The organism is Sphingobium limneticum, assembly GCF_008710165.1.
GTDB classification, from domain to species: domain Bacteria; phylum Pseudomonadota; class Alphaproteobacteria; order Sphingomonadales; family Sphingomonadaceae; genus Sphingobium; species Sphingobium limneticum.
Genome location: NZ_VYQA01000003.1, coordinates 163,369 through 185,498 on the forward strand (window position 1 = coordinate 163,369; position 22,130 = coordinate 185,498).

25 protein-coding genes are annotated in these 22,130 nt (G+C 64.2%); 10 read left to right on the forward strand and 15 right to left on the reverse strand.

The genetic code is table 11. The features are described from left to right. Positions 1–125: 125 nt before the first annotated feature. Together F4U95_RS05415 and F4U95_RS05420 are read left to right on the forward strand one after the other, a co-directional pair. Positions 126–665 (forward strand): hypothetical protein, encoded by a 540-nt coding sequence (locus F4U95_RS05415; RefSeq protein WP_246171503.1) that lies wholly within the window; start codon positions 126–128, stop codon positions 663–665. A gap of 84 nt (positions 666–749) precedes the next feature. Beyond that, entirely contained in the window at positions 750–2,588 is a 1,839-nt protein-coding gene (locus tag F4U95_RS05420) for a DUF885 domain-containing protein (protein WP_150424883.1), read from the forward strand. A gap of 143 nt (positions 2,589–2,731) precedes the next feature. On the opposite strand, the gene F4U95_RS05425 is transcribed toward F4U95_RS05420, so the two are convergent. The 3 genes from F4U95_RS05425 to F4U95_RS05435 form a co-directional block, all read right to left on the reverse strand. Further along, complete coding sequence (locus F4U95_RS05425; protein ID WP_120249254.1) at positions 2,732–3,550, reverse strand: ferredoxin--NADP reductase; 819 nt, start codon at positions 3,548–3,550, stop codon at positions 2,732–2,734. Positions 3,551–3,716: 166 nt separating this feature from the next. Beyond that, on the reverse strand, positions 3,717–4,034 hold the full coding sequence (locus F4U95_RS05430; protein WP_120249253.1) for a hypothetical protein: 318 nt from the start codon (positions 4,032–4,034) through the stop codon (positions 3,717–3,719). Positions 4,035–4,144: 110 nt separating this feature from the next. Next, entirely contained in the window at positions 4,145–5,746 is a 1,602-nt protein-coding gene (locus F4U95_RS05435) for a phosphoenolpyruvate carboxykinase (protein ID WP_150424884.1), read from the reverse strand. A gap of 290 nt (positions 5,747–6,036) precedes the next feature. On the opposite strand from F4U95_RS05435, the gene F4U95_RS05440 reads away from it, so the two are divergent. The 6 genes from F4U95_RS05440 to F4U95_RS05465 all read left to right on the forward strand — a co-directional run bounded on the left by F4U95_RS05440 (position 6,037) and on the right by F4U95_RS05465 (position 10,440). Next, a complete protein-coding gene (locus tag F4U95_RS05440) occupies positions 6,037–6,741 on the forward strand; it encodes a response regulator transcription factor (RefSeq protein ID WP_120249251.1) in 705 nt (234 codons plus the stop codon). Further along, entirely contained in the window at positions 6,710–8,305 is a 1,596-nt protein-coding gene (locus F4U95_RS05445) for a sensor histidine kinase (RefSeq protein ID WP_150424885.1), read from the forward strand. Before F4U95_RS05440 ends, F4U95_RS05445 begins: the two co-directional genes overlap by 32 nt. 69 nt (positions 8,306–8,374) lie before the next feature. Then, complete coding sequence (locus F4U95_RS05450; protein WP_120249249.1) at positions 8,375–8,815, forward strand: HPr kinase/phosphorylase; 441 nt, start codon at positions 8,375–8,377, stop codon at positions 8,813–8,815. Then, positions 8,812–9,738: an RNase adapter RapZ gene (rapZ, locus tag F4U95_RS05455; RefSeq protein ID WP_120249248.1), complete on the forward strand. Its 927-nt coding sequence runs from the start codon at positions 8,812–8,814 to the stop codon at positions 9,736–9,738. The genes F4U95_RS05450 and rapZ overlap by 4 nt, the downstream gene beginning before the upstream one ends. 28 nt (positions 9,739–9,766) lie before the next feature. Beyond that, positions 9,767–10,171 carry a PTS sugar transporter subunit IIA gene (locus F4U95_RS05460; protein WP_056683923.1) on the forward strand — a complete coding sequence of 135 codons (405 nt, stop codon included), beginning with the start codon at positions 9,767–9,769 and terminating at the stop codon, positions 10,169–10,171. After that, complete coding sequence (locus F4U95_RS05465; protein WP_120249247.1) at positions 10,168–10,440, forward strand: HPr family phosphocarrier protein; 273 nt, start codon at positions 10,168–10,170, stop codon at positions 10,438–10,440. The genes F4U95_RS05460 and F4U95_RS05465 overlap by 4 nt, the downstream gene beginning before the upstream one ends. Before the next feature lie 109 nt (positions 10,441–10,549). Here F4U95_RS05465 and F4U95_RS05470 read toward each other — a convergent pair whose 3' ends face one another. Continuing rightward, a complete protein-coding gene (locus F4U95_RS05470) occupies positions 10,550–11,644 on the reverse strand; it encodes an AI-2E family transporter (protein ID WP_150424886.1) in 1,095 nt (364 codons plus the stop codon). 130 nt (positions 11,645–11,774) lie between these two features. On the opposite strand from F4U95_RS05470, the gene F4U95_RS05475 reads away from it, so the two are divergent. Then, a complete protein-coding gene (locus F4U95_RS05475) occupies positions 11,775–12,575 on the forward strand; it encodes a TrmH family RNA methyltransferase (protein ID WP_150424887.1) in 801 nt (266 codons plus the stop codon). Positions 12,576–12,663: 88 nt separating this feature from the next. Continuing rightward, positions 12,664–13,965: an MFS transporter gene (locus F4U95_RS05480; RefSeq protein ID WP_150424888.1), complete on the forward strand. Its 1,302-nt coding sequence runs from the start codon at positions 12,664–12,666 to the stop codon at positions 13,963–13,965. Positions 13,966–14,127: 162 nt separating this feature from the next. Here F4U95_RS05480 and F4U95_RS05485 read toward each other — a convergent pair whose 3' ends face one another. The 11 genes from F4U95_RS05485 to rpsP form a co-directional block, all read right to left on the reverse strand. Continuing rightward, on the reverse strand, positions 14,128–14,649 hold the full coding sequence (locus F4U95_RS05485) for a GNAT family N-acetyltransferase (RefSeq protein ID WP_150424889.1): 522 nt from the start codon (positions 14,647–14,649) through the stop codon (positions 14,128–14,130). A 66-nt stretch (positions 14,650–14,715) separates the two neighbouring features. Continuing rightward, positions 14,716–17,193 carry a TonB-dependent receptor plug domain-containing protein gene (locus tag F4U95_RS05490; protein ID WP_150424890.1) on the reverse strand — a complete coding sequence of 826 codons (2,478 nt, stop codon included), beginning with the start codon at positions 17,191–17,193 and terminating at the stop codon, positions 14,716–14,718. Between the two features lie 19 nt (positions 17,194–17,212). Continuing rightward, positions 17,213–17,494, reverse strand: coding sequence for a hypothetical protein (locus tag F4U95_RS24890; protein ID WP_150443118.1), 282 nt, complete (start codon positions 17,492–17,494; stop codon positions 17,213–17,215). Positions 17,495–17,541: 47 nt separating this feature from the next. Next, positions 17,542–17,907, reverse strand: coding sequence for a 50S ribosomal protein L19 (rplS, locus tag F4U95_RS05495; protein WP_150411837.1), 366 nt, complete (start codon positions 17,905–17,907; stop codon positions 17,542–17,544). A gap of 6 nt (positions 17,908–17,913) precedes the next feature. Next, positions 17,914–18,651, reverse strand: a complete 738-nt coding sequence (gene trmD, locus F4U95_RS05500) for a tRNA (guanosine(37)-N1)-methyltransferase TrmD (protein WP_150424891.1) — start codon at positions 18,649–18,651, stop codon at positions 17,914–17,916. Beyond that, on the reverse strand, positions 18,648–18,920 hold the full coding sequence (locus F4U95_RS05505; RefSeq protein ID WP_150424892.1) for a hypothetical protein: 273 nt from the start codon (positions 18,918–18,920) through the stop codon (positions 18,648–18,650). Before F4U95_RS05505 ends, trmD begins: the two co-directional genes overlap by 4 nt. A 59-nt stretch (positions 18,921–18,979) precedes the next feature. Beyond that, on the reverse strand, positions 18,980–20,482 hold the full coding sequence (locus F4U95_RS05510; protein ID WP_211363948.1) for a serine hydrolase domain-containing protein: 1,503 nt from the start codon (positions 20,480–20,482) through the stop codon (positions 18,980–18,982). Next, on the reverse strand, positions 20,479–20,877 hold the full coding sequence (locus F4U95_RS05515; RefSeq protein WP_150424894.1) for a type II toxin-antitoxin system VapC family toxin: 399 nt from the start codon (positions 20,875–20,877) through the stop codon (positions 20,479–20,481). The genes F4U95_RS05510 and F4U95_RS05515 overlap by 4 nt, the downstream gene beginning before the upstream one ends. After that, positions 20,874–21,146 (reverse strand): antitoxin, encoded by a 273-nt coding sequence (locus F4U95_RS05520; RefSeq protein ID WP_150424895.1) that lies wholly within the window; start codon positions 21,144–21,146, stop codon positions 20,874–20,876. The genes F4U95_RS05515 and F4U95_RS05520 overlap by 4 nt, the downstream gene beginning before the upstream one ends. A gap of 32 nt (positions 21,147–21,178) precedes the next feature. Further along, entirely contained in the window at positions 21,179–21,673 is a 495-nt protein-coding gene (rimM, locus tag F4U95_RS05525) for a ribosome maturation factor RimM (RefSeq protein WP_150424896.1), read from the reverse strand. A gap of 5 nt (positions 21,674–21,678) precedes the next feature. Beyond that, entirely contained in the window at positions 21,679–22,128 is a 450-nt protein-coding gene (gene rpsP / locus F4U95_RS05530) for a 30S ribosomal protein S16 (protein ID WP_150424897.1), read from the reverse strand. Positions 22,129–22,130 lie beyond the last annotated feature (2 nt).

The following is a 22,130-nucleotide window of genomic DNA, read 5'->3' on the forward strand; positions in this document are numbered from 1 at the left end:
TGGTGGGCGGCGTTCAGCCCCGGCGTCAGCATCTTTCGTTCACGCAAGGGTGTAATTAATCCCGATGGCTGATCACCTCCTATTCCCCTGTCCTACACCCCGGCCCTCATGCCACCCTCCCCGGCATGACCCAGCCAGATCTCCTCCATTTCGCCCCCGTCATCCTCGCCCGCCGCGCGCGCGGGTGGACGCATGATGCGCAAATCGCCTTCATCGCCGCGCTGTCGCGCCATGGCGTGGTGGCGCAGGCGGCGCGCAGCGTCGGCTGTACGCCGCGATCGGCCTATTATCTGCGGGCGCGGCCCGGCGCGGAGAGTTTCGCCGCCGCCTGGGACTGGGCGCTGGAAATGGGGCTGGACGAAAGCCGCGCCCGCGCCGTCGCCCTTGGGCAGGAACGGCTGGAGCGGCCGATCGTCCGGCGCGGCCAGGTCGTCGGCACGCGCAGCGAACCCAATCACCGCCTGCTCTTCGCCGCACTGCGCTCCCATGCCAGCAACCGCCACGCCACCATGCTCCATCGCGAGCGGATCGCGCATCGCCGCCTGCTCGCCGACCTTGCCGAACGCGGCCCCTTTTCACCCGAACAATGGGCGCGGCTGCACCCGATCCTGGTGCAGGCCAGCGGCGGCGGAGGCGCCCCACGCAGCACCCCGCCCTTGTCATAATCTGTCGTCCGTATGAAATAAGATGTCGAAATCTGCGGGAAATATGCGAAGTTAAGGGGACGACATCCACCGGAGACTTCCCCCATGCTGACCACCCGCCGCGCGCTGCTCGCAGCCGGCGCCTCCGCCGTCACCCTCGGCGCCCTTCCTGCCCGTGCCGCGACCGCTGCCGCCACCGGCGCGGATGCCGCCGCGCAGGCCTTGCTGGCGGACATGGCCGAAGCGATGCTGGCCGACGCCCCCGAAACGGCGAGCGGCCTTGGCATCGACACCGGCGCCCGAGCCGCGCTCAAAAGCCGCCTCGGCAACAAGACGCCGGCGGGTCAGGCGCAGATCGCCGCCCATGTGCAGGATCGCCTCGCCCGGCTGCGCGCCATCGACCTCGCCCCGCTCTCGCCCGCGACCCGCATCGATGTGGAAGTGGTGCTGACCGCGCATGAAACCGCGGCGGAAGGCTTCACCTTCCCCTTTGGCGACATGGCGATCATGAACAGCAACTGGTCCTATCGCAACAGCCCCTATGCCGTGGCGCAGAATACCGGCAGCTTCGTCGAAACCCCCGATTTCCTCGACAGCAACCATGGCATCAAAAGCAGCGCCGACGCCGACGCCTATCTGGCCCGCCTGCAACTCTATGCCGCGAACCTGAATGGCGAAACCGAACGCCTGAAGCATGACGCCGGCCTCGGCGTGATCGCCCCCGCCTTCCTGCTCGACAAGACGCTGGGCCAGATGAAAGCGGTCCAGGCGCAACCGATCGACCAACAAGTCCCCGTCGCCTCCATCGCCCGCCGCACGAAGGACATGCCCGGCGACTATGCTGCCAAGGCCGCGCAGATCGTCCGCGACGCCGTCACCCCCGCCCTCGCCGCGCAGGTCGCCGAACTCCAGCGCCAGCGCGCCAAGGCAACCATGGATGCGGGCGTCTGGAAATTCCGTGACGGCGACGCTTATTATGCCTGGGCGCTCAAAGCCGGCACCACCACGACCATGTCGCCCGACGAAGTCCACAAGCTCGGCCTTGCCCAACTCGCCGCGCTGCAATCCGAAATGGACGGCCTGCTCAAACAACTGGGCATGACGAAAGGCACGGTCGGCGAACGCATGACCGCCATGGGCAAGGATCCGCGCTATCTCTTCCCCAACGACGACAATGGCCGTCAGCAGATCCTCAGCTTCATCGACGGCCGCCTCGCCGACATCCGCACGCGCCTGCCCCGCGCCTTCGCCACCTTGGTCCCCGCCAACCTCATCGTGAAGCGCGTGCCGGTGGAGATCGAAGCCGGCGCGCCCGGTGCCTATGCCGGCGCCGGCTCGATCGACGGCAGCGTGCCCGGCAACTATTATATAAACCTGCGCGACACCAGCATCTGGCCCCGCTACTCGCTGCCCACGCTCTGCTATCATGAGGGGATTCCGGGCCATATCTGGCAGGGCGAATATACCTACAAGCTGCCCCTCATCCGCTCGCTCCTCGCCTTCAACGCCTATAGCGAGGGCTGGGCGCTCTATGCCGAGCAGCTGGGCGACGAACTGGGCGCCTATGACGGCGACATCGCCGGGCGGCTGGGCTATCTGCAATCCATCGCCTATCGCTGCTGCCGTCTGGTGGTCGACACCGGCCTCCACGCCAAGCGCTGGACCCGCGAGAAGGCGATCCACTGGTTCGCCACCACCAACGGCTCCAGCGTCGAGGATGTGCAGGGCGAAGTGGACCGCTACTGCGCCTGGCCGGGGCAAGCCTGCGGCTACAAGGTCGGCCACGGCGAAATCGTCCGCCTGCGCGGCATGGCGCAAAAGGCGCTGGGCGAAAAATTCGACTTCCGCCTGTTCAACGACGCCGTGGTCAAGGGCGGCGGCGTGCCGATGACCGTGCTGGCGAAAAATGTCGACGCCTATGTCGCGGACCGGAAGGGGGCGTAACATCCTGTTCCCCGGCGCAGGCCGGGGTCCAGTTGAGAGCATTGAACTGGACCCCGGCCTGCGCCGGGGAACAGGTCGTTCCAAACAAAAAAAGGCCGGAGGATCACTCCCCCGGCCTTCCCTATTCTCAAGACCGTCGGCCCTCAGCCAACAAAAGCCCGCTCGATCACGAACTGCCCCGGCGCCGCATTCGACCCTTCGGTGAAGCCCTGCTCCTCGAAATAGGCGCCGAACTGCTTGATCATCTCCATGCTGCCGCACATCATGATCCGGTCGGTTTCGGGATCGAACTTCGCCGCGCCCGGAATCCCCTCGAACAGCGCGCCGCTCTCGACCAGCTTGTCGATGCGCGCAGTGTGGCCATCGAACGGCTCGCGGGTCACGGTCGGCACATAATGGAACTGGGTCGGCGCCTGTTCCGACACCAGCGGGTCTTCAGACCATTTGCCTTCCATCTCGTCGCGGAAGGCGAGGTCGCTGACCCGGCGCACCGAATGCACCACGACGACCTGCTCGTAAAACTCATACACGTCCGGATCGCGCGGCAGGCTCAGGAACGGCGCCAGACCGGTACCGGTCGACAGCATGAACAGCCGCTTGCCCGGCAACAGCGCGTCGGTCACCAGCGTACCAGTCGGCTTGCGGCCGAGGTAGATCTGGTCGCCCGGCTCGATCTTCTGGAGCTTGCTGGTCAGCGGACCATCCTGCACCTTGATCGACAGGAATTCGATTTCCTCGTCCCAGGCAGGGCTGGCGATCGAGTAAGCGCGCAGCAGCGGCTTGCCATTATCGCCCTTCAGGCCGATCATGATGAACTCGCCCGACCGGAAGCGGAAACTGGCGGGCCGCGTGATGCGGAAGCTGAAAAGATGCTCGTTCCAATGCTTCACCGACAGCACGGTTTCCACGGAAAGCGCGCCGGTGGGTTCCAGAACCGGCTTTTCGATCGTCTCGTCGGTCAACAGTCCATCCTTGCAGTCTATGTGGCATCGCACCGGCGACGCCTTTTGCGGATCGTTCGCAATAAAGTCGAAATCCGCGAATGGCCCGCCCGCACCATTAAGGCAAGGCCAAAAAAACTTGTGGTCCCGATAGGGCGCCCTTCGTCCGGGCGCCCAACTCTATGACTTAACCGAACAGGCCCTTAGCGATGCCACCCAGCTCATTCATCGGATTGCCATCGCCATCCTTGTCGAAAAATCCGCCCAGCTGGCCCAATATCGCTTCCGGCCCGCCGAACGTGCCCAGCAATTCCTGCAACTTGTCCGCCGACACGCCATGTTCCGCCGCGACTTCGGCCAGCGCCGTCACGCTCGTCTCGCCCGACCCGATCTTGGCGCTGATCTCGCTGAACAGGCCCTGCATCTGTTCCGGCGTCAGGCCGATCTGCGCCGCGATCGCTTCCAGCCCACCGAATTTACCGATCAGATCGTCGAACATGCCCATAACTCCCGCATAAAAGGTCGGGCCGCATAATAGCAGCTTGCGCCCTCGATCCAAAGCAAAAGGGCCGTGGGATCACGCCCCCGGCCCCCTGCTTGCCTTGTCGCGATGGATCAGGCGGCGACCAGCGCAGCCCCACGCACGCCATCGTCGACATGGTCCACGAACTGCGCGAAATTGTCCACGAACGCCTTTACCAGCGTGGCGGCGGTCGCATCATAAGCGTCCTTGTCGGCCCACATGGCGCGCGGGTCGAGGATGGTCGGCTCCACGCCATTGACCGCCACCGGTACGTCGAAACCGAAGTTCGGATCGGTACGGAACTCCGCCTCGTTCAGGCTGCCGTCCAGCGCCGCATTGAGCAGCGCGCGCGTCACCTTGATCGGCATGCGCTTGATGCCCGGCATCGTCGCCTTGCCACCGGCCCAGCCGGTATTCACCAGCCAGCAGGTCACGCCGCCCTTGTTGATCCGCTCTTTCAGCAGATTGCCATAGACGCTGGGATGGCGCGGCATGAAGGGCGCGCCAAAGCAGGTGGAGAAGGTCGCGGTCGGCTCCGTCACGCCGATCTCGGTCCCCGCGACGCGCGCGGTATAACCGGACAGGAAGTGATACATGGCCTGTTCCGGCGTCAGCCGCGCGATCGGCGGGAGAACCCCATAAGCATCCGCCGTCAGGAAGATGATATTCTTCGGGACCGGCCCCAGATTCTTCTCCGACGTGTTGGGAATGAAGTCGATCGGATAGGAACCGCGGCTATTTTCGGCCAGCGCGTTGTCGTCCAGGTCGATCTCGCGCGTTTCCTCGTCGATCACGACATTTTCCAGCACCGTGCCGAACCGCTTGGTCGTGGCGAAGATCTCCGGTTCGGCCTCGGCCGACAGGTTGATCATCTTGGCATAGCAGCCGCCCTCGAAATTGAAGACCGCCGTGTCCGACCAGCCATGTTCGTCGTCGCCGATCAGCGTGCGGCTGGCATCGGCCGACAGCGTCGTCTTGCCCGTGCCCGACAGGCCGAAGAAGACCGCCGTGTCGCCGTTCGCGCCGATATTGGCCGAACAGTGCATCGGCATCACGCCCTTCACCGGCAGCAGATAATTGAGGATGCCGAACACCGACTTCTTCATTTCGCCGGCATAGCTGGTGCCGCCGATCAGGATCAGCTTCTCGGTGAAGTTGACCGCGATCACCGTTTCGCTGCGGCAACCATGGCGGGCCGGGTCGGCCTTGAAGGTCGGCAGGTCGATGATGGTATATTCGGGCGCGAAGTCCGTCAGTTCTTCAGCGCTCGGCCGCACCAGCAGCGTGCGGATGAACAGATTGTGCCAGGCGCGCTCGTTGATGACGCGCACCTTGACGCGATGTTCGGGCTGCGACCCACCGAACAGGTCGGCCACGTACAGCGTGCTCTTGTCGCCCAGCGCCTTGAAAAAATCTTCCTTCAGCGCGGCGAAATGCTCCGGCGTCATGGGCACATTGGTTTTGCGCCACCACACCGTGACCTGCGTCTCGGCATCCTGCACGATGAACTTGTCGCTTGCCGACCGGCCGGTATGCTTGCCAGTCTTCACGACCAGCGGACCGTCCTTGGACAGGATACCTTCGCCGTTGCGGACCGCCGCTTCGACCAGCGGCGCCGTGCCCAGGTTCCAGAACTCGGTGGCATGGGTGGTGATGCCCTGGTCGGCCAGGGTGATTGAGGATTTGGCCTGCACGCCTTTACTCCTGATATGGTTTCCCTACCGCTTCGCTGTTTGCGAATGCGATCGATCCGCCCCTTGAGCGCCACTTGTATAAACGCGGCGTCTCTTGCTGCTGACAGGCATTGGCATAGGGCTTTGCGCACACAGCGTCAAATCCCCGAAATACCCCATATGTCCCGAATTTCGACGCTTGTACCGCAGGATCGACCGACCATGTCCGCCCAGCCCCTTCCTTGCGACATGGCGCACCTTCGTCTAACGCTGGCTCCATATCCCCCTTTCTCACGATCACGGGACCCTGCATGACCGCAACCATCGCCCTGGTGGATGACGACAAGAATATCCTGACATCGGTGTCGATCGCGCTTCAGACCGAAGGCTTTCTGACGCGCATCTATTCCGATCCCGAAGGCGCGCTGAAGGCATTGCTGGACAATCCCGCCGACCTTGCCGTCTTCGATATCAAGATGCCCCGCATGGACGGGATCGAATTGCTGCGCCGGTTGCGCGAAAAGAGCCAGATGCCGGTCATCTTCCTGACGTCCAAGGCGGATGAACTGGACGAGGCGCTGGGCCTGGCCATGGGCGCGGACGATTATATCGCCAAACCCTTCTCGCAACGCCTGCTGCTCGCCCGCATCCGCGCCATCCTGCGCCGCGCCGAAGTCAGCAAGACGCCCGACGCCCCGGACCAGCCGGTGGCCGACCCGATCATCCGTGGCCGGCTGGAAATGGACCCCGCGCGCCATCGGGTGAAATGGAACGGGCAGGACGTGACCCTGACCGTCACCGAATTTCTGATCCTGGAAACGCTTGCGCAGCGCCCCGGCGTGGTCAAGAACCGCAACCAGTTGATGGACGCCGCCTATCAGGACGACGTCTATGTCGACGACCGCACGATCGACAGCCATATCAAGCGACTGCGGCGCAAATTCCGCGAGGTGGATTCCGACTTCAATGCAATCGACACCCTCTATGGCGCCGGCTACCGATTCTCCGAAGAATGACTGCGTGCCGCTGTCGGTGCGCTGGTCGGGGCGACTGAGCCTCACGCCGCGCATTCTGGCGGTCAACGTCTTCGCCCTTGCCTTGCTGGCGGGCGGCTTCTTCTATCTCGACAGCTATCGCACCCGCATCGTCGACGATCGGCTGGAACAGTCGGCGCGTGAATTGAAACTGCTCGCCATCGGCCTGGAAAATGCCCCGGCCGACCGGCACAATGCGCTGATCGCGGCCTATTCGCGCCAGACCGGCGACCGGGTGCGCCGCTATGCGCCGAGCGGCGGCCTGATCGCCGACAGCTTCACCATGGATGCGCCGCGCTATCGCCTTCGTTCCCCGTCCGAAGAGGAATGGCAGCGCCATGTCGCCCGCTTCCTCGACAAGGCGGTGGACAAGATCGTGTCCGCCGACCGTCCCCCCGACTTCGAGGAGCCGACGGTCGATCGCGCCGACGCCTGGCCCGAACTGCTGCTGGCGCGCAAGTCCGGCCGGCCGCAGGCGCTCAACCGCTACGCCCCCGACCGCACCTTCATGATCTCGGCCGCCGCGCCGGTGCGCGACGGCTCCAGCCTGCTCGCGACCGAAAATGCCCGCGACATCACCCGCATCGTCCGGGCCGAACGGCTGCGGCTGGGCATGGTGCTGGCCGTCGCGGTGCTGGCCTCGGTCCTGCTCTCGCTCTTCCTCGCCCGCACCATCGTCCGCCCGCTTCAGGGCCTTGCCCGCGCCGCCGTTCGCGTGCGTCTGGGTCGCGCGCGGGAAGTGACGGTGCCTCGCCTGCCCGAACGGCGCGACGAAATCGGCATGCTCGCCCGCGCCCTATCCGACATGAGCCTGGCGCTGCGCCAGCGGATCGACGCGACCGACGCCTTTGCCGCCGACGTATCCCATGAGCTCAAAAACCCGATCGCCTCGCTCCGCTCCGCTCTCGACGCGCTCGACCGGGTGGATCGCCCGGACCTGCGCGAACAGTTGATGGCCATCGCGCAGGACGACGTCCGCCGCCTCGACCGCCTCGTCACCGACATTGCCGAAGCCTCGCGCGTCGATGCCGAACTCTCCCGCACCCGGTTCGAGCCGATCGATCTTGGCCTGCTCATCGAAAAGATGGTGATCGCGCGGGAGGCGCGCGGCGTGCCGCGCAGCGTCCGCCTCGCCTTCGCCCGCCCGCGCAAGGATGTCGCGGTGGTGCTGGGTGAAGAAGGCCGACTGATCCGCGTCCTCGACAATCTCATCGACAACGCCATCTCCTTCTCGCCCGAAGGCGGGCTGGTCCGGATCATCGCCACCGTCGCCGACGATCAGGTGCTGGTCAGTGTCGAAGATGAAGGCCCCGGCGTCCCGCCATCGGAGCGCGAACATATCTTCCGCCGCTTCCACAGCGTCCGGCCGGAAGGGGAAACGTTCGGCAAACATTCGGGCCTGGGCCTTGCCATCGCTCGGTCGATCGTGGAGGGGCATCAGGGCAAGATCGCAATCGGCGACCGCGAAGATGCGCAGAACGGCGCCCGCTTCGTCGTCCGCCTGCCCATGGCGGTGGCGCGCGATCCGGGCATCGTGTCGGAATAGGACGAAGGATCGCCCGCCAAAGGCATAGCTATCCCCTGCAACTCAGGTTAGAAGGATCGCCAAGGGGTTATGGCGCGCGCACTTTCATCAGAGACGCTGCATGCAACGAGCGTGGCCATTGATGGCCGCGTCGTCATGCTGCGCGGGCCAAGCGGCAGCGGCAAGTCCGACCTTGCCCTGCGCCTGATCGACCGTGGCGCCGCCCTGGTCAGTGACGATTATACCCTGGTCAAGCGTATCGACGGCCGGCTGGTCGCCACCGCGCCCGACACGATCCGGGGCAAGATGGAGGTGCGCGGCATCGGTATCGTCGCCATGGCCGCCTTGTCCGACGCGCCGGTCGCCCTGATCGCCGACCTGTTCGATACGGTCGATCGCATGCCGCTGGAACCGGTCCATCGCACCGTCGCCGGCATCGCCGTGCCGGTGGTGAAGATCTCCCCGTTCGAAGCCTCCGCCCCGATCAAGGTCGAATTGGCGCTGCGCACATTGGGACTGGACGCAGCATGACCCAGCCCAAGACCATACTCCTATTGTCGGGCCTTTCCGGCGCCGGCAAGACCACGGCACTCAAGACGCTGGAGGATATGGGCTGGGAAGTGGTCGACAACCTCCCCCTCGTCCTGCTCGACCGGCTGCTCGACACCCCCCTGCCCGCCGGTCATGCCGGCGCGGACGAACGGCCGCTGGCGCTGGGCATCGATGCGCGCACCCGCGATTTCGACGCCAATGCCATCGTCCAGCGGATCAAGGCGATGCGCGAACGCCATGGCCATGACATCGAAACCCTGTTCCTCGACTGCTCCGGCACCGAACTGGAGCGCCGCTTTGCCGAAACGCGCCGCCGCCACCCGCTCGCGCTCGACCGCCCGGCCGCCGACGGCATCGCCCGCGAACGCGAACTGACCGAACCGCTGCGCCGCTGGGCGACGCAGGTGATCGACACCACCGGCTTCACCAGCAACTCGCTGCAACAGGAAATTCGCAACCGCTTCTCGCGCGAGCGCCTGTCCGACCCGGTGCTGACCATATTGTCCTTCGGCTTTTCGCGCGGCGTGCCACGCAATGCCGACCTGATGTTCGACATGCGCTTTCTGCGCAATCCGCACTGGGACGCGGACCTGCGACCGAAAACCGGTCTGGACGCGCAAGTCGCCGCCTACATCGCTGCGGACCCTGCCTATGACGAAGCGGTGGGCAAGATCGAGGATCTGCTGACCACCCTGCTGCCGCGCTATTCGGAGGGCGGAAAAGCCTATATCACCGTCGCGTTCGGCTGTACGGGGGGCAAGCACCGCTCCGTCCATGTGGCGGAACGTGTCGCGAAATACTTGCAAGAGGCCGGCTTTTCGCCCACCATCTTGCACCGCAATATTGAATCGACGCCCCAGGATGGTCTGGAGAAGCGTCGTCCGGGAGGCCCGAAAGCATAATCATGACAAAGGTGGGCCGCGAAAGCACATGATCGGACTCGTACTCGTCACCCATGGGTCGCTGGCGACCGAATTCGTCGTGGCCATGGAACATGTGGTCGGGCCTCAACAGCAGATCGAAACGATCTGCATCGGGCCGGAAGACGACATGGAATTGCGCCGCGCGGATATCGCGACGGCCGTCGCTCGCGTGAACAGCGGATCGGGGGTGATCCTGCTGACCGACCTGTTCGGTGGCACGCCCTCCAACCTCGCCATTTCCCTGCTCAAGGCGGGCGAGATTGAGGTGATCGCCGGCATCAACCTGCCCATGCTCATCCGCCTGGAAAGCGCGCGCAAGGTCATGGACGTGCGCGCCGCGGTTGCCGCCGCGCGCGAAGCGGGGCAGAAATATATCAGCGTAGCGTCGGAACTGTTGGGCAGCACCACATGAATGAAATCAGCCAGGAAGTCCGTATCAGCAACAAGCGCGGCCTCCATGCCCGCGCCAGCGCCAAATTCGTGACCCTGGCGAGCGGCTTGCCGGCCGACATCGTCGTCAGCAAGGACGGCAACCATGTCACCGGCACGTCGATCATGGGCCTGATGATGCTGGGCGCCGCCATGGGCGACAGCATCATCATCAAGGCCACCGGCCCCGAAGCCGTCGATTCCCTGGGCAAGCTGGTCGGCCTGGTCGAAGATAAATTCGGCGAAGAGTGAGATAAATACCCCTCTCCCCTGGGGGGAGAGGGCTGCGCAGACTTGGCAGCTTGCTGCCTAGTCGCAGCTGGGTGAGGGGGATGCCACCTCACGAAAATGGACCCGCCTCCTACCCCTCAACCACCGCATCCGCGCCGCGCATCCGCGTGAAGATATTCCATGTCGCGATGAACAGCGCCGCGATCACCGGGCCGATCACGATCCCGCTGAAGCCGAACAGCTCCAGCCCGCCCAGCGTCGAAATCAGCACCACATAATCGGGAATGCGCGTGTCGCGCCCCACCAGGATCGGGCGCAGCACATTATCGACCATCCCGATCACCAGCACGCCGCACACCACCAATATCACCGCCTTGATGATCGCCCCGGTGGCGAACAGATAGATGGCGACCGGCACCCAGATCAGGCCAGTCCCCACCGCCGGCAACAGCGAGAAGGCGCCCATCAGCACCCCCCACAGCAACGCGCCCTGTATCCCCAGCGCCCAGAAGACGATGCCGCCGATCAGCCCCTGAACGATGGCGACGACGATGCTCCCTTTGATCGTGGCGCGGATGACGATGACGAACTGCTCGATCAGCGCCGTCCGCTGACTGGGCCGCAACGGCGCAGCGGTGGCGATCCGCTGCGACAAGGCCTCACCATCGCGCAGCAGGAAATAGGTCAGGTACAGCATCACGCCCAGCGCGACGAGGAAGCTGAACGCGCTCTGCCCGATCTGGAACGCCTGCGCCGCCAGCGTGCGGAAACTGCTGGTCACGCCCTTCGTCACCATTTCCTGCGCGGCATAGAAATTGGTCAGGCCCAGCCGCCGGACATAGGGCCGCAACCAGTCCGGCAGGGCCGCGATCGTATCGGAGAAAAGTCGCACGAAATTAATCTCGCCCGACTGGATCTTGCCATAGAAATAGGCTGCTTCCTGCAACAAGGCCGCACCCAGCACGAAGGCCGGGACGATCACCACGCCCAGGATCAGCAGCAATGTGATCAGCGCCGCGCCATTGGGGTGCTTGGGGATCGCCGACAATATCTGCCGGTTGAGCGGGGCGAACACGATCGCGGCAATCACGCCCCACAGCACGGCGGCAAAGAACGGCTCGATCACCATCGCAAAAGCGATCGACACGGTCAGCACGACGCCAAGGAAGAAGCCATCCTCGATTTTCGGCGTGACGTTCAGCGGCGGGGGCGTTTTGGCATCCATGTCCGTCCCTTCGCAAAATTCGCGCCCCAAATCCATCGCGGAACGATCATCATAACCTGCCCCCTGTCCTTTTCGCCTTTCCATGGGTAAGGAGGCCGCTTCCTCCGCTCTTTTGGGACCAGCAACGACCGTGGCACGCGAAATCACCGGATTTTCAAACCCGCTGGTGAAGCGCGTCCGATCCTTGCGGGAAAAGAAGCATCGCAAGGCGGAGGGGCTGTTCCTGGCCGAAGGGCTGCGCATCCTGACCGAAGCGCGCGAGGAAGGCGTGCTGCCCGAAATGCTGTTCCACGCCGGATCGACGCATCCGCTGGCGCTGGAACTGATCGACGCGATCGAGGATGCCGGCGGCGACGTCATCGAAACCACGCCCGACATCCTGTCCAAGATCAGCGGCAAGGATAATGCGCAGGCCGTGGTCGGCGTCTATCGCGACCGGCTGACCCCTCTCAACAAACTGGATCGCAGCACGGCCGACATCTGGATCGTCGCCCAGTCGCTCCGCGATCCCGGCAATCTGGGCACCATATTGCGCACCGGCGACGCCGTGGGTGCGGGCGGCCTCATCCTGATCGACGATTGCGTCGATCCCTTTTCGGTCGAATCGGTCCGCGCCTCCATGGGCGCGCTCTTCACCCAATCCATCACCCAGGCGCGCTGGGGCGAATTCATGCACTGGCTGCGCGAAGGCCCCGGCGAACTGATCGGCACCAGCCTGAAAGCCACGCAGGATTATCAGGAACCCCGCTACGCCAGCCCCAGCTTCCTGCTGGTCGGCAACGAAGCGCAGGGCCTGCCCGAATCCTATGAGGCCGAATGCGACCAGCTGGTAAAGATGCCGATGCTGGGCAAGGCCGACAGTCTGAACGCAGCCGTGGCGACGGCGGTGATGGCCTATGAATTGCTGAACCAGAAACGGCAGCGCGGATAACATAGCGTTCCCCGGCGAAGGCCGGGGTCCAGTTCCACGCTTCGATCCGGACCCCGGCCTTCGCCGGGGAACCGATCGGCGGAACAGAATGCGGGAAAGACGGGGGCGAAAAGACGTGACACAGACGAGCGGCATGGGAGAGATGTGGCGGCACAAGCGGGTGCTCGCGGCCAGCCTGATCGGCACGGCGGTCGAATTTTACGACTTCTACATCTACGCCACCGCCGCCAGCCTGATCTTCCCCTCGCTCTTCTTCCCCGCCTCCTCGCCCTCCGCGCAGTTGATGGCGTCCTATGGCAGCCTGGCCCTCGCCTTCTTCGCTCGGCCGGTCGGCGCGGCCGTGTTCGGCCATTATGGCGACCGTATCGGACGAAAGGCGACTTTGGTCGCCTCGCTGATGCTGATGGGCGGCTGCACGCTGCTCATCGGCTTCCTGCCCACTTATCAGATGATCGGCTATTGGGCGCCGCTGATCCTGTGCCTGCTGCGCTTCGGTCAGGGCTTCGGCCTGGGCGGCGAATGGGGCGGCGCGGCGCTGCTGGCGGTGGAGAATGCCCCGTCCGGCTGGCGCGCGCGCTTCGGCATGTTCCCGCAGCTTGGCGCCCCGGTCGGCTTCATCGCCGCCAACGGGCTGTTCCTGCTCTTGGGCGCTTTCCTGTCCGACGAAGACTTCTTCGCCTGGGGCTGGCGCCTGCCCTTCATCGGCAGTTCCGTGCTGGTGATCCTGGGCCTCTGGGTCCGCCTAAAACTCACCGAAACGCCCGAATTCGCCGCTGCGCAGAAGGAAACGCCGCCGCCCGCCGTCCCGCTGGCCACCGTGCTTTCCTCGCACCTCGGCGCCGCGATCGCCGGCACCTTCGCCTGCGCCGCCTGCTTCGCGGTCTATTATATCGCGACCGCCTTTGCACTCGGCTACGGCACCACCGCGCTCAAGATCGACCGGGAAATCTTCCTCGCCATTCAACTCGGCGCGATCCTGTTCATGGCGGTCAGCATCGTGCTGGCCGGCTGGTGGTCGGATCGCACCACGCCGACCACCGCGCTCGCCTGGGGCTGCGTCGGCACGGTGGCGATGGGCCTGGTCTTCGGCCCGCTGATCGGCACCGGCGCGCTGCTGCCGATCTTCGTGGCGCTCAGCCTCGCGCTGTTCGTCATGGGCTTCATCTACGGGCCGCTGGGCGCCTATCTTCCCGCCCTCTTCCCCATCCAGCTGCGCTATACCGGCGCGTCCTTCGCCTTTAACCTGGGCGGCATCATCGGCGGCGCGCTGGCCCCGATCGTCGCCACCTGGCTGATCGGCATGCAGGGCGTGGGCCTTGTCGGCCTCTATATGTCGGCAGCGGCGCTCATCAGCCTCGCCGGCCTCTGGTTCACCAGCCGCAACGCCTGAACCCCTTTCTTCTCGGCGTCTCTGCGGAGGAAGATGAAAACCTGCGGTGCCTAAAGACTTAGCGTTCCCCGGCGCAGGCCGGGGTCCAGTCCCACGCTCTGAACTGGACCCCGGCCTTCGCCGGGGAACGCGCCTTTTAAATCAGCCTCACGGCATCATGCTCTAAGCTATGACCTTGCGCATCAGCAGCATCGGCACACCGCTATCCTCGAATTCGCGCACGCCCTCGAACCCGAAGCTGCGATAGAGCGGCACCCCGGCCATCGTGCCGGACAGTTCCAGCGCGCCGAACCCCTCCGCCCTGGCCGCCGCCTCACACAGCGTCAGGATCAACGTCCCCACGCCCTTCCGCACATGATCGGGATGGGTGTACATCGCCCGCACCTTCGCCGCCTCGGTCGCGGGGTCCAGCGCCCGGTCGTCGCGCCCTGCGCTATGATTGCCGCCATAGGGCGTCGCCCGCCGGCTCCATCCGCCGCAGCCGGCAATGTCGCTCTTGTCCTCGATCACGAAATAGGTGCCATCGGCAATCAGCCGGCTGTCCAGCCCCATGAAGCCATGGCTGGCCGCCACCTGCTCGGGCGTCAGCCAGCTCGCCTGCAATTGCTCGATCGCCCGCGTCATCAGGGCGGACAGAACGGCTTCGTCGGCGATGGTCGCCAGTCGGTGGGTCAGTCGTGTCATGGGCCTGCCTGAAACAGCAAAGGCCGGCCCCATGCAAGGGACCGGCCTTCACGCGTCGATATCAAATCAGAATTTGAAGCCGACCTTGCCGTACCAGTAGCCGCCGTTGATGCCGTACGGCGTGAAGGTGACAGGCGCATCCAGCACCGCGCCGCCATCGATCGGCAGGCCGTCCGGACCATTGGGCACGGTCGATGCCTTCTTGTCGAACAGGTTGTTCGCGCCGGCACTCAGCGTCAGCCCCTTCGCCAGTTCATAGCTGACTTCCAGATCGGTGATCGCCGCTGCCCCGGCCCGCACCGTCGGGGTCGTACCGTTGTAGATGACGACCTGCGACGACTTGCCATAGAAGGTTTCGCGCAGAGTGACGCTCAGGCCACCCAGCGTGAACAGGCCGCCCGCAATCACCTTATATTTGGGCGATGCCTTCTCCAGCACGCTGCGCGCATCCGCCGCGTACAGATCTTCGGGCAGGCGCAGCCTGGTGATCTTGGTCGTGTTGTAATTGGCCGACAGCGTCCACAGGATCGATCCTTCGCCCACCGGGGTCGGATAGCTGGCGGTCAGGTCGACGCCGCGGGTGCGGGTGTCCGCGCCGTTGGTGAACAGGTTGATGCCCGCATCACCCACTTCCAGCACATAGGGATCCAGCACATTGCCATGCGCCGCGATCGCATCCAGCACCGCCTGGTTGGTGACGACGCCACCGGTCAGCCCGACGATCGACCCGGTGCCGACGATGCGGTTCTTCATCTTCACCTGATAGGCGTCCAGCGTGATGTTCAGCTTGGGAATGGGCCGCAGCACCAGGCCCAGGCTGTAGTTGGTCGATGTTTCCGGCTTCAGGTCGTCATAGCCCAGCAGCTTGGCGGCGGCACTGTTCGGCGGCAATTGCACATAGGCCGATGTCGGCCCCACATTGGTCGAGCTATAATAGGATTCGAGCAGCGACGGCGCCCGGAAACCGGTGCTCACCGTGCCGCGCAGCGCCACCTGATCGGTGAAGTCGACGCGGCTCGTCACCTTCCACGTCCATTTGGTGCCGAAATCGCTATAATCCTCGAACCGCACCGCGCCGTCGATCTTCCAGATATCGACCGGGCTGAGCGCGACGTCCAGATAGGCCGCCTTGTTATCGCGCTTATGCTTGCCCGCGTCCGTCGCCAGGAAACCCGGATAGGATTGCCCGCCCTCGAAATAGGTCGACGCAAAGTCGCCCTTGCCGATCTGGAACAGATTTTCGCGATATTCCCCGCCGAATGCGACGTTGACCGGCGCGGCCAGCCCCACCTCTATCTCCTTGGCGATGTCGATATTGGTGGTCCATTCCGACGCCTTCAGGAAGCCGTCATAGAAATTGCCCGGCGTTTTTCCGGTGTTGATGAACAGCGTGCGATTGGCCGAATCCAACGTGAACAGCTTGGCATAATCCTGGCCATAAGTGGTGCTGATATCCCAGCGGAAACCGCCGGCTTCCCCCTTGATCCCGCCGGTGTTGGAGAAATCATCCTCCTTGATCGCCTCACGCGGGTTGAAGCCGGTCGCGCTGTAGAGGATCTGCTCCCCGGCGACGCCCAGAACCGGGGATCGCGACACACGCCAGGGCTGCCGGTAATTTTCGTAAGCGCTGGCTTCACGCCGGCCATAGCTGCCGAAGGCATAAAGCTCGACACCGCCGAAATCATGACCGGCATTATACATGATGGTGCTGAGCGTGGAGCGGGAGTCGCCGACGATGCGGTTGGTATAAGGGGCGTTGGGCAGGCCCACGGCCACCATCGCCGCATGCGCCGCGCTCACATCGCTCCGGATCGATCCATCTTCGTTGTAGATGCGTGAATCCACGCCGCCCCGCTGCGAGAAGCCATGATAGCGGTGGAACATGGTGAAGTTCAGATAGGTGTCGTCATCGATCTTCGGCGCGAAGGTGATGCTGCCCGAAAAAGTGGTGCCATCGCCTTCATAATATTGGCCACCGGTAAAGCTGCCCGAAATACTGTCCTTGTCGTCCTTCAGAATGATGTTGATGACGCCGGCGATCGCGTCCGACCCATATTGGGCGGCGGCGCCATCCTCCAGCACCTCGATCCGGCCGATCGCGCCGGGCGGGATCATGTCGAGGTCGGGCGCGGCGCCACCCTGATAGGGACCGCTCAGCACATGCAGGTTGGACGTGCCATGGCGACGCTTGCCGTTGACCAGAACCAGCGCATGGTTGGGGCTTAGGCCGCGCAGGCGGGCCGACAGGGTCAGGTTGGCGGTATCGCCGCCAAAGGCCTCGGCAGTGAAGGAGGGGACCAGTTGGGTCAGTATCTGATTGAGGTTGGGCTGCCCGACCTTTTCGAGGCTGGCGGCGTCCAGCACCTTGATCGGTGCGGCACTTTCGGCGGCGGTCACGCCGGTGGCGCGGGTGCCGGTCACGATGATGGCGGCGCCCTCATCAACTGCAGCAGCCTGCGGCGCGCTATCCTGGGCAAATACAGCAGAAGAAGAACTTATCGCGATGGCAATCGCCGCGCGAGAAACCAGACCTCTATAGTTCATGAAACAGCCCCCTAATATATTATCGAAGAGGCCTCTCCCTGATATTTTTTATTATCTTAAATATACCTCTGTATTTGGCATGAACGTCTTCTTCCTCGAAACCATATGACTCCGGAATGGAAACACTCAGCAATGTCTGGAAACGGAAGGCTGACATAAATCCGCCATCAGGCGAAATGCTATTTATGCCGCACTGCAAAATCCTCGCGCAGGCACCTATTACCGGGCGACCGTTGAGCAATTCAAATATCTGTAACATAAAGAAAAAGGCGGCGACCCCGGGGGTCACCGCCTGTTTCATTTTTACAACTGTCAAGAAGCGTTTTTAAACGCTCGACCGTCGTGCCATTAACCTTCGCGGTTGTCGCGACGCTCGGCAATACGGGCGCGCTTGCCGGTGCGGCCGCGCAGATAGTAGAGCTTCGCGCGACGCACCACGCCACGACGGACGACGGTGATCGAATCGAGGTTGGGCGAATAGAGCGGGAATACGCGCTCCACGCCTTCGCCGAACGAAATCTTGCGCACGGTGAAGTTGGAACCCATGCCCTTGTTCGAACGGGCGATGCATACGCCTTCATAGTTCTGAACGCGGCTACGCTCGCCTTCGATGACCTTCACGCCGACGCGCAGGGTGTCACCGGGACGGAATTCGGGAATATCCTTGGCGAGAGCGGCGATGTTTTCCGCCTCGATCTGCTGGATGATGTTCATGTAACGTCAGTCCTTGGTCTTTTGCTGCGCACCAGAGGGCGAACGGTCCCGAACGCCGATGTGACGTTCCCAAAGGTCCGGCCGCCTTAGCCGTGTATCTGCCTCCGCCTGGTGTTTCCGCCAGGCGGCGATCTTCGCATGATCCCCCGATCGCAACACTTGCGGGATCGCGCGACCCTCCCATTCCACCGGGCGGGTATAATGCGGATATTCGAGCAGGCCTGTTTCAAAGGACTCCTCGACTCCGCTGGAAGCCGCGCCCATTACACCGGGAAGCAGCCGAACACAAGCATCGAGCAGCAGCAAAGCCGCCATTTCCCCGCCGGACAATATGATGTCGCCCATGCTGACCTGCTCGATCGGGCGCGCGTCGAAAATCCGCTCGTCAAACCCTTCGAACCGGCCGCACAGGATCGTCACGCCCGGTCCCTGCGCCAATGCCCGCACCCGCGCCTGCGTGATGGGCGTGCCGCGCGGCGTCATGGCCAGCACCGGCAGATCGGGCCGCTTGTCCAGCGCATGGTCGACCGCCTGCGCCAATATGTCCGCGCGCAGCACCATGCCGGCCCCGCCGCCTGCCGGCGTATCGTCCACGGTACGGTGCCGATCGGCGGCGAAATCGCGGATATGGATCGGGTCGCACGACCATTTACCGTCCGCCAGCGCCCTGCCTGCCAGCGAAGTCCCCAGCGGCCCCGGAAACATATCGGGGTAAAGGGTCAATATCTGCGCGGCAAAGCTCATGCGCGTCGCGTCCTGACCCAGGCGGCCGACACGCCACCCGCCATGCACAGCGCCCCGCACAGCAGCAAGATCAGCCCACCCGCTCGCATCAGGTCGCCAAAGGGCCGACCGGGATGCAGCAACGCCGGAACCAGCAACAGCAGCGGGATCGGGCAGATCAGCGTTACGGCAGTGGACAGCTTCGCCCCGCGCGACCAGTCGACGCCGAACAGGCGCCAACCTGCGGCCAGCATTGCGAACAGGTAGATTGCGGTAAGGATTTGCGCCATGGCCCGCGCTTAGGCGATGCGCGCTGCCCCGTCCAGTTGCGCCTCAACCCCGGCCCGCGTCAGGGCAGCTTCACCGCCAGCTTCAATTCCTGAATCTGCGCCTCGCGCGTCGGCGCCAGCAGGATCGATCCGCTCACCCGACCCTTCTCGCAAACCCATGTGAAACTGCCGGACAGGCCACCGCTCGCCTTGATCGGCGCATCGCTCTGGCAGGCCCCGACCTCCGTTTTCAGTCCCGCCAGTTTCCGCCGCCAGCTGTCCAACTCGCTGTCCATCTGGAAATTCATTGCCAACCGGTCCCGCGCCACGCCCACGTCACCCGCGGCATAGATGCGCCCCGCCGTCGCATAGCCCTCCGCCAGCAACGGCGACACCGCCAGCGCCCGTTCGACCAGCGCACCGGCCTTCTGCAAGGCCATCGCCGCGTCCCAGGCCGGACCCGCGCCGCCATTATAGGTGCGGTTGGTGAAGACGAAGATCCCAACATCATGGTCGGGCATCAGCATGACATGACTGCCATAGCCCGGATAACCGCCGCCATGCGCCAGCGTCAGGCCCAGGTCGCAATCCTGCGCGATCCGCATGCCAAAGCCATAGGCCGCCGCCTGACGGCAGGCCGACGGCCCGCTCGCGCCATTGCGCTGGGCGATGGTGACGAAATTGCTCCCCTCCGCCAGCATCCTGACCGAGGCGCGCGACACAGGCCCATCGTCAGCGTCATCCCGCGCCGGCCAGGCGGACAGCAGGAAAGCGACCCAGCGCGCATAGTCATTCGCGCTCGTCTGCAACCCGCCCATCGCGCCGAACGCGCCATCGCGCATCGCCGGCTCCGCCTTCCACCGACCATCTTCCCAGCGATAGCCGATCGCCCGCCGCTCGACCGGCCATTCGCTGATCTCATAGCCGCTCGACGCCATGCCCAGCGGCGTCAGCAGAGTCCGCTCGACATAGCGGCGATAGGGCTGGCCAGAGACGTTGGCGACGATCCGCCCCAGCAGCGCGAAGCCGAAATTGCTATATTCATAGTGGCTGCCCGGCGCGCTGCTGAACGGTACGCCCTGTTGCAGAATGCGGGTGAAGTCCGCCTCCGGCAGCGGCGTCTGCCGATCGCCCCAGGGATTGTCGTCGACCAGCCCCGCACTATGGGTCAGCAGGTCGCGAATGCGGATATGCGGGCTGTCCTTGGTCGGATAGGTCCAGCCGCGCATTTCGGGCACATGGGTTTCCGCCAGATCGTCGAGCGACAATTGGCCCTGCTCGCGCAGCTTGAGGATCGACAGCGCCGTGAACGCCTTGGTCATCGACGCGATGCGGAACAGGCTGTCGGGCGTCACCGGGCGTTTCTGCACCAGATCCTGCACCCCCAGCCCCTTCACATGGACCAGCCGTCCATTGGCAACGATGCCATAGACCAGCCCCGGCGCATGGCTATCCACCTGAAAATCGGCGAACAGCTTGTCGATGGCCGGCAGAGCCGCCTCGATTTTCCTCTCATCGGCTGCCTGCGCTGTCGCCGGCACCAGGGCCAGGCACAGCGACCATGAGAAGAAGCGCCCCGTCACTGCGTCCAATCCTCCACTTTCAGGCCGGGAATATCAGCGAAGTCTCGATCATTGCGCGTGACCAGTATCAGGCCCAGAGCCAGCGCCTGCGTTCCGATCAACCGATCGAAGCCACGACGACGCACCCCAACCTGTCGTACCACGTTCGCATAGATATGCGACGCCGCATCGTCGAAGGCCACAACCTGCATCAGAGACAGGAACGTATCAATCCGCCGCATATCGCCGTCCGGATCGGCCGACATGCGGCTACCCACCCGCAATTCCGCTGCCGTCACCGCAGATACGGCCAAAGCGCCTAGGCTGGCTGCCATGCGCTGGGCCAAAGGCGCACTACGCCCCAACAGAAAATCAATGCAGACATTGGTGTCGAGCAGATGGGAAAGTTCAGTCACGCAGCCGCCGTCGCGCCGCCATCATCACCCCAGTCACGATCCGCCTGATCGACGTCACCGCGCCCATCGCTCATGAAGCCCGCCGACATGCTGCCATACAGGCCCAGCAATATCTCTTGTGACTGATCCTGCTTCCAGAAGGAGAAGCTGCCATCGTTATGGGGGATGACCACGACTTCCTCGCCATCGGCGAGGCCCAGAGCCTTGGGCAGGCGCAACGCCAAGCTGTTGCCCGATTTGAAAATCTTGGCCTTATACTCTTCGCCCATAACGGACCCTCCGTATATACGAAGAGTATATACTATTCCGTGAAGGCCGCGTCAATTACGGCGCTGTCGTCGCCTACGGTAACCGCATGCATCGGCGCCATGAAACGCTTGGCCTTCTGGCCCTCGACCGCCGGACGCTCTACCTCGATGATGTCGCCCGCGCCGAAATTCTCGACCGCGATGATCGTGCCCAGCGCTTCGCCGGTGCTGGCGGTGCAGGGCAGGCCGATCAGGTCGGCATGATAATATTCGCCCTCGGCCAGTGGCGGGAGGGCGGAGCGGGGCACGGTCAATGCCGTACCGCGCAGCGCTTCGGCCGCGCCGCGATCGCCGATTTCGGCAAAGCGGGCCACCGCGCCATTGGGGCCGGGGCGCACCGACTTCAACGTCAGCGTGCGCCCCGCCACATCGAAGCTCTTGTAGCTTTTGAGGCTTTCCGCCCCTTCACCAAAGAGCTTCAGACGGACATCGCCCGCCACCCCATGCGCACCGATGATCGCGGCCAGAGTGACGGGCTTGTCTGTCATTATGCTCAGCCTTCAGCCTGTTCGGCAGCAGCTTCTTCAGCCGGCGCTTCTTCGGCGGCCGGAGCGGCAGCGGCTTCAGCGGCAGCAGCCTTGGCGGCTTCGGCAGCTTCAGCGGCTTCGGCAGCCTTGGCAGCACGATCTTCGGCGCGATCCTTGGCCTTCTGACCCGGCTCGGCCTTGTTCGGGTTGTTGCGCACCTTGCGCTCCTTCACGCCAGCGGCGTCCAGGAAGCGGGCGACGCGGTCGGTCGGCTGCGCGCCGGCTTCGACCCAGTGCTTGGCACGATCGATGTCCAGAACGACGCGCTTTTCGTCGCCCTTTGGCAGAACGGGGTTGTAGCTGCCGATGCGCTCGATGAACTTGCCGTCACGCGGTGCGCGGCTGTCGGCCACGACGATGCGGTAATAGGGGCGCTTCTTGGAGCCGCCGCGCGACAGACGGATGGAGGTTGCCATGG